The sequence below is a fragment of the Pseudomonas boreofloridensis genome, assembly GCF_030580795.1.
Lineage (GTDB): Bacteria > Pseudomonadota > Gammaproteobacteria > Pseudomonadales > Pseudomonadaceae > Aquipseudomonas > Aquipseudomonas boreofloridensis.
In genome coordinates this window covers 53,010-67,580 of sequence record NZ_JAUQOQ010000006.1, presented here as the reverse complement: position 1 = coordinate 67,580, position 14,571 = coordinate 53,010, and the positions used below count along the sequence as shown (strand labels likewise).

Annotated in this window: 13 protein-coding genes; 3 read left to right on the top strand and 10 right to left on the bottom strand. The window is 63.4% G+C overall.

The genetic code is table 11. The annotated features are described in order from the left end of the window. Nucleotides 1–23 precede the first annotated feature (23 nt). From Q6A47_RS09365 to Q6A47_RS09355, 3 genes are read right to left on the bottom strand one after another with little or no spacing between them, the layout of a single operon-like run. Nucleotides 24–1,070, bottom strand: coding sequence for a FecCD family ABC transporter permease (locus Q6A47_RS09365; RefSeq protein WP_304484113.1), 1,047 nt, complete (start codon nucleotides 1,068–1,070; stop codon nucleotides 24–26). Beyond that, nucleotides 1,070–2,059, bottom strand: a complete 990-nt coding sequence (locus Q6A47_RS09360) for a FecCD family ABC transporter permease (protein ID WP_304484112.1) — start codon at nucleotides 2,057–2,059, stop codon at nucleotides 1,070–1,072. The genes Q6A47_RS09365 and Q6A47_RS09360 overlap by 1 nt, the downstream gene beginning before the upstream one ends. After that, nucleotides 2,056–2,862 carry an ABC transporter ATP-binding protein gene (locus tag Q6A47_RS09355; protein ID WP_295481860.1) on the bottom strand — a complete coding sequence of 269 codons (807 nt, stop codon included), beginning with the start codon at nucleotides 2,860–2,862 and terminating at the stop codon, nucleotides 2,056–2,058. The genes Q6A47_RS09360 and Q6A47_RS09355 overlap by 4 nt, the downstream gene beginning before the upstream one ends. Nucleotides 2,863–3,122: 260 nt before the next feature. Between Q6A47_RS09355 and Q6A47_RS09350 the strand changes: the two genes are divergently transcribed. After that, nucleotides 3,123–5,315 carry a TonB-dependent siderophore receptor gene (locus tag Q6A47_RS09350; RefSeq protein WP_304484111.1) on the top strand — a complete coding sequence of 731 codons (2,193 nt, stop codon included), beginning with the start codon at nucleotides 3,123–3,125 and terminating at the stop codon, nucleotides 5,313–5,315. A gap of 43 nt (nucleotides 5,316–5,358) precedes the next feature. On the opposite strand, the gene Q6A47_RS09345 is transcribed toward Q6A47_RS09350, so the two are convergent. From Q6A47_RS09345 to Q6A47_RS09325, 5 genes are all read right to left on the bottom strand, one after another. Next, the gene (locus Q6A47_RS09345; RefSeq protein WP_304484110.1) at nucleotides 5,359–6,063 is read right to left on the bottom strand and encodes an IclR family transcriptional regulator; all 705 of its coding nucleotides are present in this window, start codon (nucleotides 6,061–6,063) and stop codon (nucleotides 5,359–5,361) included. Between the two features lie 239 nt (nucleotides 6,064–6,302). Continuing rightward, nucleotides 6,303–7,325, bottom strand: coding sequence for an amidohydrolase family protein (locus tag Q6A47_RS09340; RefSeq protein WP_304484109.1), 1,023 nt, complete (start codon nucleotides 7,323–7,325; stop codon nucleotides 6,303–6,305). A 17-nt stretch (nucleotides 7,326–7,342) separates the two neighbouring features. Further along, nucleotides 7,343–8,215, bottom strand: coding sequence for an ABC transporter permease (locus tag Q6A47_RS09335; protein WP_304484108.1), 873 nt, complete (start codon nucleotides 8,213–8,215; stop codon nucleotides 7,343–7,345). Continuing rightward, nucleotides 8,208–9,023 carry an ABC transporter ATP-binding protein gene (locus Q6A47_RS09330; protein ID WP_304484107.1) on the bottom strand — a complete coding sequence of 272 codons (816 nt, stop codon included), beginning with the start codon at nucleotides 9,021–9,023 and terminating at the stop codon, nucleotides 8,208–8,210. The genes Q6A47_RS09335 and Q6A47_RS09330 overlap by 8 nt, the downstream gene beginning before the upstream one ends. Next, nucleotides 9,023–10,054, bottom strand: a complete 1,032-nt coding sequence (locus Q6A47_RS09325; protein WP_304484106.1) for an ABC transporter substrate-binding protein — start codon at nucleotides 10,052–10,054, stop codon at nucleotides 9,023–9,025. The genes Q6A47_RS09330 and Q6A47_RS09325 overlap by 1 nt, the downstream gene beginning before the upstream one ends. A gap of 203 nt (nucleotides 10,055–10,257) precedes the next feature. On the opposite strand from Q6A47_RS09325, the gene Q6A47_RS09320 reads away from it, so the two are divergent. Then, nucleotides 10,258–11,178, top strand: a complete 921-nt coding sequence (locus Q6A47_RS09320; RefSeq protein WP_304484105.1) for an SMP-30/gluconolactonase/LRE family protein — start codon at nucleotides 10,258–10,260, stop codon at nucleotides 11,176–11,178. Between the two features lie 46 nt (nucleotides 11,179–11,224). Then, nucleotides 11,225–12,559, top strand: a complete 1,335-nt coding sequence (locus Q6A47_RS09315) for an MFS transporter (protein ID WP_304484104.1) — start codon at nucleotides 11,225–11,227, stop codon at nucleotides 12,557–12,559. Here Q6A47_RS09315 and Q6A47_RS09310 read toward each other — a convergent pair whose 3' ends face one another. After that, complete coding sequence (locus tag Q6A47_RS09310) at nucleotides 12,560–13,762, bottom strand: MFS transporter (RefSeq protein ID WP_304484246.1); 1,203 nt, start codon at nucleotides 13,760–13,762, stop codon at nucleotides 12,560–12,562. A gap of 131 nt (nucleotides 13,763–13,893) precedes the next feature. Continuing rightward, nucleotides 13,894–14,571 carry an RraA family protein gene (locus tag Q6A47_RS09305; protein ID WP_304484103.1) on the bottom strand — a complete coding sequence of 226 codons (678 nt, stop codon included), beginning with the start codon at nucleotides 14,569–14,571 and terminating at the stop codon, nucleotides 13,894–13,896.

Genomic DNA, 14,571 nt, shown 5'->3' with positions numbered 1-14,571 from the left:
CTCTTGAATGAATATTCAGGGCATCAACGACTGCGTTGGCGCGCCAGCAGCAACATCAGGTACGGCGCACCGAGCAAGGCCACCACCAGCCCCGCCGGGATCTGCAATGGCGGCAGCAGGCCTCGCCCGAGGGTATCGCCTGCCAGCACCAGCAACGCACCGAACAGGGCCGACAGCGGCAGCAACGCGCCGTGTCGATCGCCGGCGAGCTGGCGGGCCAGATGCGGCGCCACCAGGCCGACGAAGGTCATGGTACCGACGTTGGCCACCGCTGCCGCGGTCAGCATCACACTGCTCAACAGCAGCGAGCCCATGGTTCGGGTCACGTTCAGGCCGCGACTCAAGGCCACGCTCTCGCCCAGTTGCAGCAGGTTCAGCAGCCGATGGCACAGCAGCAGCGGCAGGCCCGCCAGCAGCAGCCAGAGGCCGAGGCTGTACACCTGGGGCCAGCCGCTGCGGTGCAGGCTGCCACCCAGCCACATCAAGGCCGACTCGACATGATCGATATCGCCGTAGGTGATGATCAGGTCGGCGACGGCGCTGAGAATGGCGGTGAGCCCTACCCCGATCAGGATCAGGCGCAATGGCGAGATGCCCTGGCGCCAGGACAGCACCGCAACCAGTGCCGCCACCGCCAAGCCACCGCCCAGTGCGGCCAACGGATAGAGCGCAGGGGGCAGCCACTGCGGCCAGAGCACCATGATCAGCAACATGGTGACGCTGGCGCCCGACTCCACCCCCACTAGACCAGGCGCGGCCAGCGGATTGCGCGTCAGTGACTGCATCAACAGGCCGGCCAGGGCCATGGCGGCGCCGGCCAGGACCGCCAGCAGCACGCGCGGCAGACGCAACTCCCTGACCAGGTTGAGCACCGTCGGGTCAGCCCGCTCAGGTTGGGTCAACGCCTGCCAGACCGTGCTCAGGCCCATGGGGTAGCTGCCCACGGTGAGCGCGTAGAGTCCAAGCGCCACCGTGGCCAGTATCAATAGCAGCGTCCAGATCAGATCGATGGGGCGACCGAACACCGGCAGCGGATGCCAGCGTCGAGGCAACAGCAGAACGCTTTTCATCAACGTACCTTTCTCAAGACCAGCACGACGAAGATCGGCCCGCCGATCAGCGCGGTGACGATGCCGGTGTTCAGCTCGAACGGCCGCACCAGGGTGCGAGCGGCGAGGTCGGCCAGCATGACCAGTTGCGCGCCCAGCAATGGCGCTGCCAGCAGCAGCCGCCGGTAGTCGTTGCCGAACAGCAAGCGCGCCGCATGCGGCACCACCAGCCCGACGAAACCGATGGGCCCGGCCAGGGCGACGGCGCAGCCGGAAAGCAGCACCACCGCCAGCAGACCCAGCAGACGCATCTTCAACAGATTCACGCCCATGCCGGCCGCCGCCTGGGCACCCAGCCGGTGGATATTCAAGGCGCGCAGGTTGATCAGGCACAGCAGCAGGCCCAGGGCCATCCACGGCCAGACCCAGCGCTGCACCGAGCTGTCGGTCAGGCCGATGGAGCCGGTGAGCCAGCGCCGCAGGCTGTCCATGCCTTGCTGATCGAGCAGCAACAGGATCGCGGTAATGGCACTGAACAGCGCCGCGGTCATCGCCCCGGACAGGGTCAGGCGTACCGGGTTATGCCCTCGGCCAGCCAGCGCCAGGACGCCGACCGCCGCGACCAGGGCGCCGGTGAAGGCGAACAGCGGGATCATCGACAGGTCGTTGCCGGGCAGCACCAGCAGGCCGAACACCACGAACAGCGCCGCGCCACTGTTGATGCCGAGGATGCCGGGGTCGGCCAGTGGGTTGTCGCCGATCGCCTGCATCAGGGTACCGGCCAGGCCGAGGCTGGCGCCGACCATGATCGCCACCAGCAAGCGCGGCAAGCGCGAGCCGCGCACGATGCTCTGGTCCGGGTCCGAGGGCACGTAGGCCACCAGCGCCTGCCAGGCCTCGCTCCAGGGAATCGACTTGGCGCCGAAGGCCAGGTGCGCCAGCGCCGTGACCAGCAATACCGCCAGCACGGCGAACCACAGCGGCAGGCGCAGTGAAGTGGACGGCTTCACTGCGCCACCCGCAGCGCACTGGCACGCAGCGCGGACTTGGCGGCTGGCACGCACAGCGGCACGCCCGTGTGGGGGTCGGTGATGATGTGGGCGTCGAGGTCGAACACCGCTTTGAGATTGGCGGCGGTGAACACCTCGCGCGGCGGGCCTTCGGCTTGCAACTGACCGTCACGCAGCATGACCAGATGGTCGGCGTAGCGCGCGGCCTGGTTGAGGTCATGCAGCACAGCGACGATGGTCTTGCCCTGCTCGCGCAGGCTGACCAGCAGTTCGAGCAGGGTCACTTGGTGGGCGATGTCGAGGAAGGTGGTGGGTTCGTCCAGTAGGATCACCGGCGTGTCCTGCGCCAGCGTCATGGCGATCCAGCAGCGCTGCAACTGCCCGCCCGAGAGCGTGGCCAGGGAGCGGTCGAGCAAGGGTTCGATGCCGGCCAGGGCGATGGCCTGATCGCAGGCCTGCTGATCGGCGGGCGACCACTGTTGCCACCAGCTCTGCCAGGGAAAACGCCCCTGCATCACCAGTTCGCGCACGCTCATGCCTGCCGGCGAGGTGGTGCGCTGGGGCAGCAGCGCCATGCGCTGGGCCAGCTCGCGACGGGAAAAGTGCGTCACGGGTTGGCCGGCCAACCGCACCTCGCCGGCCTCGGGGCGCAACATCCGCGCCAGCACGTTCAACAAAGTGGTCTTGCCGCAGCCGTTGGCGCCGATCAACGCGGTGAAGGCCCCTTGCGGAACCTCAAGCGTCACGCCCTTCAACACCTGTTGCTCACCGTAGCTCAGCTTGACTCCGCTGGCCTCGAGCATCTGTTTCTCCTAGCCCTGCGGCGCGCGCGGCGCCTGTTTTGCGTGCGAAACCCGGAGCTCATCGTGTCGTGTCCGGGCGGATAAAAGGCCACAGGATAAGACGAAAAGCGCCGCAGCCGCCACACGGCAACAGAATAGTAATGTGAACATTTATCATTTGGCGTTAAAGTATCGGCCGTCGTTCCGGCCCGGGTTCGGCCAGAGTCGTCGTGGATCAAGGGCACATTGGCATTCAACTGCGTCAATTCAAGGACATTTAGATGCTGCGCATAACAACAGCCCGCACTCGCAAGAACCTTCCTGCATTCAAGTTGACGACGATCGCCCTGGCCCTGGGAGGGATGCTCTCGGCGCAGGCTCACGGGGCCGAACAGAGCGCCGCGCCCGGCGCCGCCGTCATCGAGCTGGGCGACACCACCGTCAGCGCCCAGGCCCTGGAAAACCCCACCGGCACGCTGCCCGGCAAAGTCGCCCTGCGCAACGCCAGTGCCACCAAATCCAATGCAGCCATTACCGAAACGCCGCAGTCGGTGTCGGTGGTGACCGCCGATGACATGAATGAGCGCAAGGCCGACACCTTGGCAGACGCACTGAGCTACACGCCAGGGTTCACCAGCCAGCCGAGCAGCTTCAACCGCACCGCCGACCGCTTCCGTATGCGCGGCTTCGATGTGGAGTCCGCGACCGGCGGTTCGATGCGCGACGGCATGCGCCTGCAGAACAACTCCTACGAGGGCGTGCAGGAGCCGTTCGGCCTGGAGCGCGTCGAAGTGGTGCGCGGCGCGGCCTCGGTCCTGTACGGCCAGTTGTCGCCCGGCGGCTTCGTCAACGGCATCAGCAAGCGCCCGACCGAGACGCCGTTGCACGAGCTGGGCCTGCAATATGGCAACCACGACCGCAAGCAGTTGACCGGCGACTTCAGCGGCCCGCTGGGTGACAGCGACACTCTGAGCTATCGCCTGACCCTGTTGCAGCGCGACAGCAACACCTCCCAGGACCATATCAACGACGACAAGCTCTACATCGCCCCGGCGCTGACCTGGCGCCCCAATGAAGACACCTCGCTGACCCTGCTGTCGTTCTACCAGAAGAGCGACACGCGCTTCTCCGCGCCCCTGCCCTACCAGATGGTCAAGCATGTGGGTAACGGCCCGTTCACCATCGGCCGTCACGACTTCATCGGTGAGCCGTCCTACGACGACATGAATGGCGAGATGTCCGCCATTGGTTACGAATTCGAGCATCGGTTCGATGAGCACACGCGCATCAGCAACAAGCTGCGGTACTACGAATCGGATGTGAAGTGGAAGTACCTGCAGGCCACCCCCGCCTCGGTGGCTGCCTCGGCCAGCACCGGGGTGTTGCGTCGCCAGTACAGTGATCGTCGTGAGCGTTCACGCGCACTGGCCAGCGACACCAACGTGGAAAGCCGCTGGAACATCGCCGGTATGGAGCACACCTTCCTGGTGGGCCTGGATACCTACGATGCGTCTTACGACTCGCACAACTTCCGCGGCAATGCGCCCAGCCTCGACCTGAGCCGCTACAACTATGGTCAGCCCGTTGTGGTCAACAAGAACCCAAGCCAGGACCGCGGCTCGCAACTCGACACCCTGCAAACCGGCCTTTATTTCCAGGACCAGATCCGTTTCGACGAGCGCTGGTTGCTGTTGCTCGGCGGTCGTCGCGACTGGGCCGACCAGGATCAACGCGCCTTCCGCAACGGTCAGAAGCTCAAGCAAGACGACCAGGCTACCACCTGGCGCGCAGGGCTTGTCTACCAGGCCGACAACGGTCTTGCGCCGTACGTCAGCTACAGCGAGTCGTTCTTCCCGGTGGGCGTGGCCGAATTCACCGGGCAGACCTTCGACCCGACCAAAGGCAAGCAGTATGAAATGGGCATCCGCTACCAGCCCCATGACAGCAACATGCTGCTCAGCGCGGCGGTGTACGAGTTGACCCAGGAAAACGTGGTGAAGACCGATTTCAACGGCAATGCGCAGCAGATCGGCGAGCAGCGCTCGCGTGGCCTGGAACTGGAAGCCAAGGCGGACGTCACACCCCAGCTGACCCTGCTGGCGTCGTACGCCTACACCGATGCGCGCATCACCAAGAGCGCCAACCCCAGCGAGAAAGGCCAGCGCAGCGAAGACACGCCCTACCACCAGGCGGCCCTGTGGGCCGACTACAACTTCGGCCTGTTCGGCGTGCCGCAACTGAAAGTCGGCGCCGGAGCCCGTTATAAAGGCACCACCCAGGCCTCGGGCATCGACTCGCAGATGCCCGCCTACACCTTGTTCGACCTGCGCGCCAGCTACCAGTTGAACAAGAACTGGGACGTGGCCATCAACGCCAACAATGTCACCAACAAAACCTATACGTATTGCGAGTACGCCATCTGCCGCTACGGTGACGAACGCGAAGTGATCACTTCGGTGAATTTCCGCTGGTAAAGGCCTTTGAGCAGCGCAGCACGCCGCCTACGGCGGCTGCGCTTTAAATGTCAGGGACCTGCGCTTTGTACCCCAGGCTGCGCATCAAATCCCGCGCCGTCTCGAAGAATATCTGCTTGAGGCTTTCAGCATAATCCTCGGTCAGCCGACTGGCAGGTCCCGAGATGACCAACGCCCCCATCAACTCCCCCTGCGCCCCATAGATCGGCAAGGCTATTGAAGCCGCGTGCGGATCGGTGGCGCCCCGGGAAAAGAACGGCTTCTGCAGAGCGATACCGATGTCATACGGTGCCCGCAACGCCTGCGCACCGGCCGCCTCATCCATGGGACGCATGTCCCCGGGCTGAAGGTTCAAGCGCAGCCGGTGCGACGAGTTCACTCGGTACTGGCACATCCGGTAGGCGCCGTGCCTGACGTAGAACGACGCCGTCTCGCCGGACTGCTCGGCCAAGTGATGCAGGCGCGGCATGACATGCCGCTCCAGATCCAGTGCCTCTTGATACACCGTATTCAAACGCATGACCTCGCTGGCCAGTTGGTAGCGGCCATCGGCCATGCGCGTGATGAAGCCGTGGGTTTCCAACGAGACCATCAAACGCATGATGGTGCTCTTGATCAACCCGGTGCGCTCCACCAACTGCACCAAGCTCAGGGCGGTATCACCGATCTGGAACGCCGTGAGCACGGTCAGCACACGGTCGGCCGATGCCACACCATTGACTGCGGGACGTGGCCGCGCTTTTACCATTTGAACAACCTCGTCTGTCGAATGATTCAGTCCCCCTATGGGCCAGGGAGGGGATTATCCGACAATGCTCGGGCGCACGCCAATTTTGCACCTGGGGTACCTCACCGTCCGACTCTTTCATAGGGCGGCGGCTGGCTGGATCAACAGGGAGCGCCGGTGACTCCCGACCCGATAACCGAACAACGCAAGCAGCACCGAACCCATGCCCAAGGCTTTGGCAGACCCGCCGCAGCCTAGGGTCAGGTGCCGATGCTGTAAACCTGGCGCGCTGTACCACTGAACAAGCGATCCTTGTCGGCCTCGCTGAAGTCCATGACGACACGCTTGAAGGCGTTCCACATCACGCCATAGCTGAACATGCCCTTGTCGACCGGAAAATTACTCTCGAACAGGCAACGCTCCACGCCGAAGCTGTCGATCGCCTGCAAAAGGTAGGGCCGCCAGGCAGTCGCCAATTGTGTCGAGTCCGGCGGTTTCGGCGCCAGATGATGATCGAAGCCTGCCACCTTCATGCCCAGCCCACCCAGTTTCATTCTGACGTTCGAACAGCATGCCAACCGTCTCAGCGCCACTGACCACTCAGCGAATACCGCCTCTCGGTGACCCGCGTAGGGCCCGATACCCAGGGGGCCTCCCAGATGATCGACGACGATGGTCAGCTCCGGAAACGCCCGCGCCACCGTGAGCACCTCGTCGAGTTGGGTGTGATAGGCCCAGATATCGAGGACCAAGCCATGCCGCTGCAGGTGCGCCACTCCACGATGGAAGGCTGGATCGAGCAACACCCCAGGTGGCGGTGGCTTGGGATTGGAAATCAAACGAGGATCGGCATGCCAGGCGGTGGTGTTGCGCACCCCGCGCAGGCGCGGACCGGCCCGCTCCAGCATCTGCTCCAGCACCGGCGCCACCGCGTCGCCAAGCGAGAGGTCCGCTCCGCCCACGATAGCGGCGCACAGCCGCACCTCCCCCAGCAAGCCACTGGCGCTGTAGGCCGCTACGCCGTTGGCGTACTCCACCTCACCCACCGCCTGGAACGCCTCTGGACGGTCGATCGCCAGCATCGAACGGCATTGCACGTAAATCGACCCCACCAACCGATGGCCAGAGGCCATATCGGCCAGATAGTCCTGGGTCAGGTAACGCTGGCCAGGTCGCTCCCACAGGTGGTGATGGGCATCGATGATGGCCCGCCCAGGATCCAGAGGCGCCTCGCTGAGCTGCGCGAGCCAGTCCGGACGAATCGGCAGGTGGGGCGATTTCATGCCGGCACCGGACGCCGTCATCCCTGCATGCCCCAGCGGCGCACCGTGAGCAACTCGATGCTGCGGAACACCAGCCCCTCGACCACCAGGCCGATGATGATGACCATGAGCAGACCAGCGAACACATTCGGCGTCTCCAGCGCATTGCGGTGCTGGAACACGTACCAGCCCAGGCCGCCCGAGTTGCCCGAGACGCCGAACACCAGTTCGGCCGCGATCAGGGTGCGCCAGGCGAACGCCCAGCCGATCTTCAGACCCGCCAGTATCGAAGGCACCGCTGCTGGAATCAGGATCCGCACGACCAGGCGCAGGCCGCGCAAGCCGTAGTTGCGCCCAGCCATGCGTTGAGTCTGGCTGACCGACTGGAAGCCCGAGTAGGTGTTGAGCGAAACCGCCCACAACACCGAGTGCACGATGACCAGCATCAGGCTCTGCACACCCAGGCCGAACCAGAGCATGGCCAACGGCAGAATAGCGATGGCTGGCAGCGGGTTGAACATGGCGGTCAGGGTGGCCAGCACATCGGTACCCAGTCGCGTGGAAACCGCCAATGAGGTAAGGATCGCCGCCAGACCGATGGCCAGGGCATAACTCATCAGCAACACCTTGAGCGAACTGACCACTGCCTGCGGCAAGACGCCGCTGAACAGATCCTGGGTCATCGCCACGAGGGTTTCACTGAACGTGGGGAACATCAGTGGGTTGTCCAGGTAGCGTGCATAGAGTTCCCAGCACACCGCCATGGCTATCAGCACCAAGGTTCGGCGGATTCCGGCGTGGGCGAACAGGCGCTCGAACACACCGAGTCTGCGCGCGATGTCTCCCACCTGTCCCGGGGCCACGGGCGCGTATTCGATGTCGGCGCGGGGTTGGATGACGGGCTTATTCATGGGCTGTCTCACTATGACCGAACAGCATGTGGCTGATGCGTTGGTGCAACTGGGCGAAGGCGTCGCTGCCCTGCTCGGCGAAACCGAAGGCGCTGGCGTCGAGTTCGGCGCGTACCTGGCCGGGATGAGGCGTGAGCACCAGGATGCGCGTGCCGAGCACGATCGCCTCGTCGATGGAGTGCGTCACGAACATCAAAGTGAAAGGCGACTGTTCCCACAATTCCAGCAATTCTTCCTGCATCCGCCGTCGGGTCAGGGCATCCAGCGCCGCGAACGGCTCATCCATCAGCAACATGGCCGGTTCCATGGCCAGCGCTCGGGCAATTGCCACCCGCTGCTTCATCCCGCCGGAAAGCTGGTGAGGATAGGCGTCGCGAAATTTTTCCAGGCCGACCTTGGCCGCAACGCGCGCGGCGCGGTCGGCCACCTCATGACGCGGAAAGCGTCCGGTGACCTGCAGCGGAAACATGATGTTGCCCATCACCGTTTTCCACGGCATCAACTGATCAAACTCCTGAAACACCATCATCCGGTCGGGTCCAGGCTCGCGCACCACCTGGCCGTCGAGGCAGATCTGCCCGGCGACAGGCTCGATGAAGCCGGCCACGCCCTTGAGCAGGCTCGACTTGCCGCAGCCAGACGGCCCCAGCAAGACGAAACGATCGTTGCGCTTGACCTCGAACGACACCTGGTGCGTGGCGGTGATGAGTTGATCGCGGGTCTTGTATTGCAACGTGACATTGTCGACGCTGAGCAGCGCGCGTGAGTCGACCTGATCGGACAAGGTAATCGCGGTTAGGCTGCTCATCAACTGCCCTCCCCGTTGGCCACCGGCGCGAAGAACACCGCTCGCCAATCGGCGGGCGCTTTCTTCAACGCCCCTGAGCGCACCATGAAGTCAGCCAAGGCCATTACCCCACTCGGCTGCACGGACCACTCGCCGCTGACCTGGCGCAGCATGTCCTCGACCTGGTCCAGCGACAGACTGGACGGTTCGCTGGCCAGGAACAGTTCCGCGGCCTTGCGCGGCTCCTGGCGGATGTAGGCGTTGGCTTCGTCGATGGCCGCGACTACAGCAGCGCTCAACTGCGGATTGTTGTCGACGAAGCGGCCGGTGCTGGTCAGCACGCCGCTGGTCATGTGCAGGTTCAAGGCCGAGGAGAAATCGAACAGTTTGCTGACTCGAGTATCCCGAGTCAGTTGGTAGCTATAGGGATTGGGGCCGATATAGCCCTTGATACCCGCCTTGTTCACCAGGCTGGCAGTGGCGTCCGGGTGTGGCAGGCTGACCATCAGCTTGTCGAACTTGTGGATCTGGTCGGCACCAAACTGACGCTCGGCAGCCATCTGCAGCAAGAGCGCCTGCTGGCCGCTGGGAGAGCTCACCGCAATTTTGTCGTCGTCCTTGAAGTCGGCCAGCGACTTGATCGCAGGATCATTGACGAAGAAGCCGTTATCGCCTGCGACCAACGCACAGAGTGCCCTGATGTCTAGCGAACGGCGGGTTTTCTCCCAGGCGATCAGGGTACCCGAGAGACCGTAGCCACCAATGTCGACGTTACCGCTGATCAACGCGTCGTTGATGGCAGGTGCACCGCTGATGCGTTTGATCTCGAACGTGGTACCCGCTTGACCATGGGCCTTGGCCTGCTGCTGGAACAGCCCGAGCTTGTCGGCAACCGTCACCGGCAGGTAGGCGTAGCCGTACTGGATGGCCAGGGTTACGCGTGCCTGCTCGGCGTGAGCGGCTGCGCTGATCGCAGTCAGCCCCACTGCCAGAGATAGCGCTTTGAAGGTAAGTCGGGGAAAGGCGCGCGGACGCCAGGAGGTGTCGTGCATAGCAAACTCCAGTTTGTTGTTATTTTGGAACGCCATTCCTTTAATAGAAGGTCATATCTTCAAGGTGTCGTCAATAGCCCTTTTTCCCAGCGAAAACTTGCAAAAAGTCTTGACTTAATGATTTATTTTGAAACGATGTTGCGATAAATAAACCAACAATCTGCTGAACGTTGCCACGTTCGGTCCACCCGAATGGAGCGCCCATGAGCTTCTTTTCTGCCCCGCCGCGCGTCGAAACCCAGGTATTCACCCGCCTTCCCGATCGATTCCGCGATGCGCGCCCCACCGCCTGGGCCAACGCCAATCGTCAAGGCCGAGCAATCGATTCCTTCCTCGAAGGGCCGTCTTTTGATCGGCAAGGCCGGCTGTACGTGACGGACATTCCGTTCGGGCGCATCTTCCGTATTTCACCTGCCGGTGAATGGGAGCTGGTCTGCCAGTACGACGGCTGGCCCAATGGCCTGAAGATTCATCAGGACGGGCGAATCTTCATCACCGACTACAAGCGCGGGATCATGGTGCTGGATCCAGACAGCGGCGCCATCGAGCCTTTGCTTGAGTCTGCGGGTTCGGAGGGGTTCAAGGGGGTCAACGACCTGGTCTTCGCCCCCAACGGCGATCTGTACTTCACCGATCAGGGTCAGACGGGCCTGCAGGACGCCAGCGGGCGCATATACAAACTTGACCGCCAGGGCAATTTGAGCTGTTTGCTCAATACCGTTCCCAGCCCCAACGGCATCGTCTACGACCCGAACCTCAACCACCTGCTGGTGGCCGTGACACGCGCCCAGCAGATCTGGCGAATTCCCCTGGGCAACGGCTCCATCGTCGGCAAGGTGGGCGTGTTCGCCCAGTTGCACGGTGGGCTGGGCGGGCCTGACGGCCTGGCGCTGGATGAACAGAGCAACCTGTACATCGCCCATACCGGCTTCGGCTCGGTGTGGAAGCTGTCCAAGGTGGCCGAGCCTCTGGAGCGGATTGTCTCCTGCGCCGGCATCAGCAATACCAACCTGGCCTTCGGCGGCGCCGATGGCAAAACCCTGTTCATTACCGAGTCCGAAAGCGCAAGCATCCTGCAGGTGCGCACCGCCACGGCGGGACTGCCAATGTATTCACATCGCTGAGATCAGCTCGCTAGGCCACTCACAACAATCACAAAAGAGTGAACACATGACTTACCAAACCTCCCAAGCCCAGGCGCCGCTCACCGACGCCGAGGGCGAACGCTTGATGCGCCGGGTGCTGTGGCGCCTGGTGCCGTTCATTTTCGCCTGCTACGTAATCAGCTACCTCGATCGGACCAACGTGGGTTTCGCTGCGATCAGCATGAACCAGGACCTTGGACTGACAGCAACGATGTTCGGCTGGGCAGCGGGCCTATTCTTCTTCGGCTATTTCATGTTTGAGATTCCCAGCAACCTGCTGATGCAGCGCTTTGGTGCGCGCATCTGGATTGCACGAATCATGGTCACGTGGGGCTTGATCTCGATGGCAACCGCGTTCGCCACCGGGCCGATCAGTTTCAGCATCGCCCGCTTCCTCCTAGGACTGGCCGAGGCTGGATTCACGCCCGGGGTATACCTGTACTTCACTTACTGGTTCCCCGGCAAATGGCGGGCGAAGGCCACCGCTGCCTTCCTGCTGGGTATACCTGTGGCCAATATCATCGGCTCCCCGCTGTCGGGGTGGCTGCTCGAGCAGCACGGCGTCTGGGGACTGAAAAACTGGCAACTGCTGCTAGTGACCGAAGCCATGCCGGCCGTGTTACTCGGTATCGCCTGCCTGTTCGTCCTGGTGGACACGCCCGCCAAGGCCAAATGGCTCAACGCGCGAGAAAAAGCCTGGTTGACGCAGCGCCTGGCTCAGGAGCAACAGACCATCGGCGCCAGCCACGGCAACACGCTGCGCGCAGCCCTGACCAACTCTAAGGTGTTCACCCTGGCAGCCATCAACTTCTGCTGCATCGTCGGCTCGATCGGTATCGGCATGTGGCTGCCGCAGATCATCAAGGGGATGGGTCTAGCCAGTGGCGCGGTCGGTTTCGTCGTGGCGCTACCCTATCTGCTCGGCGCGCTCTCGATGACGTTGTGGGCGCGCATGGCCAATCGGAGTCGCCAACGTTTGCCTTACGTGGTGAGCGCTTTGGCCATGGCGGCATTGGCGTTGGTCAGCGCTGCATTGGTGAACGACAACCTGTTGAAAATCGTCAGCCTGTGCGTGGCAGTGGCGAGCATTCTGTCGTTCCAGGCGACGTTCTGGGCCATTCCATCGACCTTCCTGACCGGCCGCGCAGCGGCCGGCGGATTGGCCATGATCGTTTCGATTGGCAATCTCGGCGGTTTTACCGGGCCCTTCCTGATCGGGGTCATCAAGGATGCAACCCAGAGCTTTACCCTGCCCTTCTTCGCGGTGGCGTCGATTTTGCTGATCGGCACCTGCTTGATGCTCTGGTTGGGCGACCCAGCCAGTCCTCGCAATGCCCGCGCGCAGGGTCAGACCGCCTGATCAAGCAGGGGGCGACCGCCGCGCGCGACGGCGACGCATGAGGTGTACCACACCGAGCCCAGCCACCAATGCGCCCCCGGCCACGCCCAGCGTAGCCGGGGCACCGAATTGAGCGGCCAACACCCCGGCGATCATGCCGCCCAGCGCCTCGAAGCCAAAGCGCAAAGCGATATAGAACGCCACCACGCGCCCGCGCAAAGGCCCTGGCGCCTCGCTCTGCAATTGCATATTGGTACTGACGTTGCTCAGGGTGATGCCGAAACCGAGTATCGCCAAGGCGGCCAACGCCAGCGGTAGCACGTTGGCCAGGCACAGGCCGACCAGCGACACCGCGCACAGCAACGCGCCTGCGACCGTGAACCGACCCAGCCGATGCAACGCGCCGCCGACCGCCAACACCACGGTGGCGACGAATGCACCTGCCCCTGCAGCTCCCCACAGCCAGCCCAGGATGCGCGCATCGCCGGCGAACACCCCCTTGGCCAGAATGGGCAGCAGCGCTGCGTAGCAAGATGCCAGCAGGTTGACCAGCACCACATTGATCAGCAACTGGCGAACGCTGGCGGTGTGCCAGAGATAAGCCAGTCCTTCACGAAACACCTGCGCGGTCGAACCGCTGGCGCGCGGGCTATCACCGCCGCGCACCTTGAGCAGCCCTGCGAGCAAGGCGGTGAAACCGATCGCCGTCAGGGCGAAACAGGCCGCCTCGCCTGCCAGCGCGATCAAGCCACCGGCCAACGGCGGGCCGACGAAACGCGCGGCATTGATCAGCATGGCATTGAGCACCAGCGCATTGGGCAAGTCCGCAGGCTCATCGACGAAGCTGCCGATCAACGCTTGGCGCAGCGGGGTTTCCAGCGCGTTGAGCAGCCCAAGCAGCAGCGCCATGCCGGCGATGAAGGGGCCATCGACCCATTCACACCACGTGGCCAGGGCCAGCACGGCAGACTGCCCCACCAGGATCGACTGAACGATGATCAGCAGTCGCCGTTTGTCGTGACGATCGATCCAGGCACCGGCCAGTGGGCCGATGAGCAGTTGCGGTATGAGCGACAGAAATGTGATCAGACCGAGCAGCACCGCAGAACCGGTCAGGTGATAGGCCAGCCACGCCAGCGCCACCTGCTGCACCCACTTACCCAACGTGGAGATGCCCTGGCCGGCGAAATAGATCTGGAAGTTGCGATGTGCGAGCGCCCGAATGGCCGAAGGCCAGCGGGCGCGAGGGGATGACGACAGGTGGGGCAACGATGCGAATCCTCAGTGACGGACCCATCGCCAGCATCGCCCATCGCCTGCGACGCGCCCTGGACAAGGCGCGCCGTGGATAGGGTTCAGCCTGGCAGCAGGCAACCTTTCTTCTTCAAGGACTCCAGGACCCAGGAGCGGTCGTTGGTGCCTTGGGCAATGTGTTCCATTTGAGCCGTTTCCGCCTTGTGCTTGGCGGTAGCACGCGTGTAGACCTCAGCGACCTCATCATAAGGCACGCACAGCAGTCCATCGTCATCGCCGATCATCAGATCGCCGGGGTGGATCACCATACCGTCGAGGGCGATCGGCACGTTGATCTCGCCGGGCCCGTCCTTATAGGGACCGCGGTGCGAAACGCCGGCCGCAAACAGCGGGAATTGGCCCGCGCTAATGTTGGCCGCATCGCGAATGGCGCCATTGATGACGATACCGGCCACGCCACGCTTGACCGCATAGGCGACCATCATTTCGCCGATCAAGGCATTGGTCAGGTCGCCGCCGGCATCGACCACGATCACATCGCCCGGCTCGGCGATATCGATCGCGTAGTGCAGCATGAGGTTGTCACCTGGGCGGGCCTTGACGGTCAGCGCCGCGCCGCACAGCACGCCTTCGCGGTGCATGGGTCGCAGGCGGGCGCCGCCGGCTGTCATGCGATTCATCGAGTCGCTGACGTTCGCAACCGGTACCTCGCGGTAGCGAGCCACCCATTCGTCGCCCACTTTACGAGCGCGTTCAAGCACTTGGAAGCCAATGCTCAT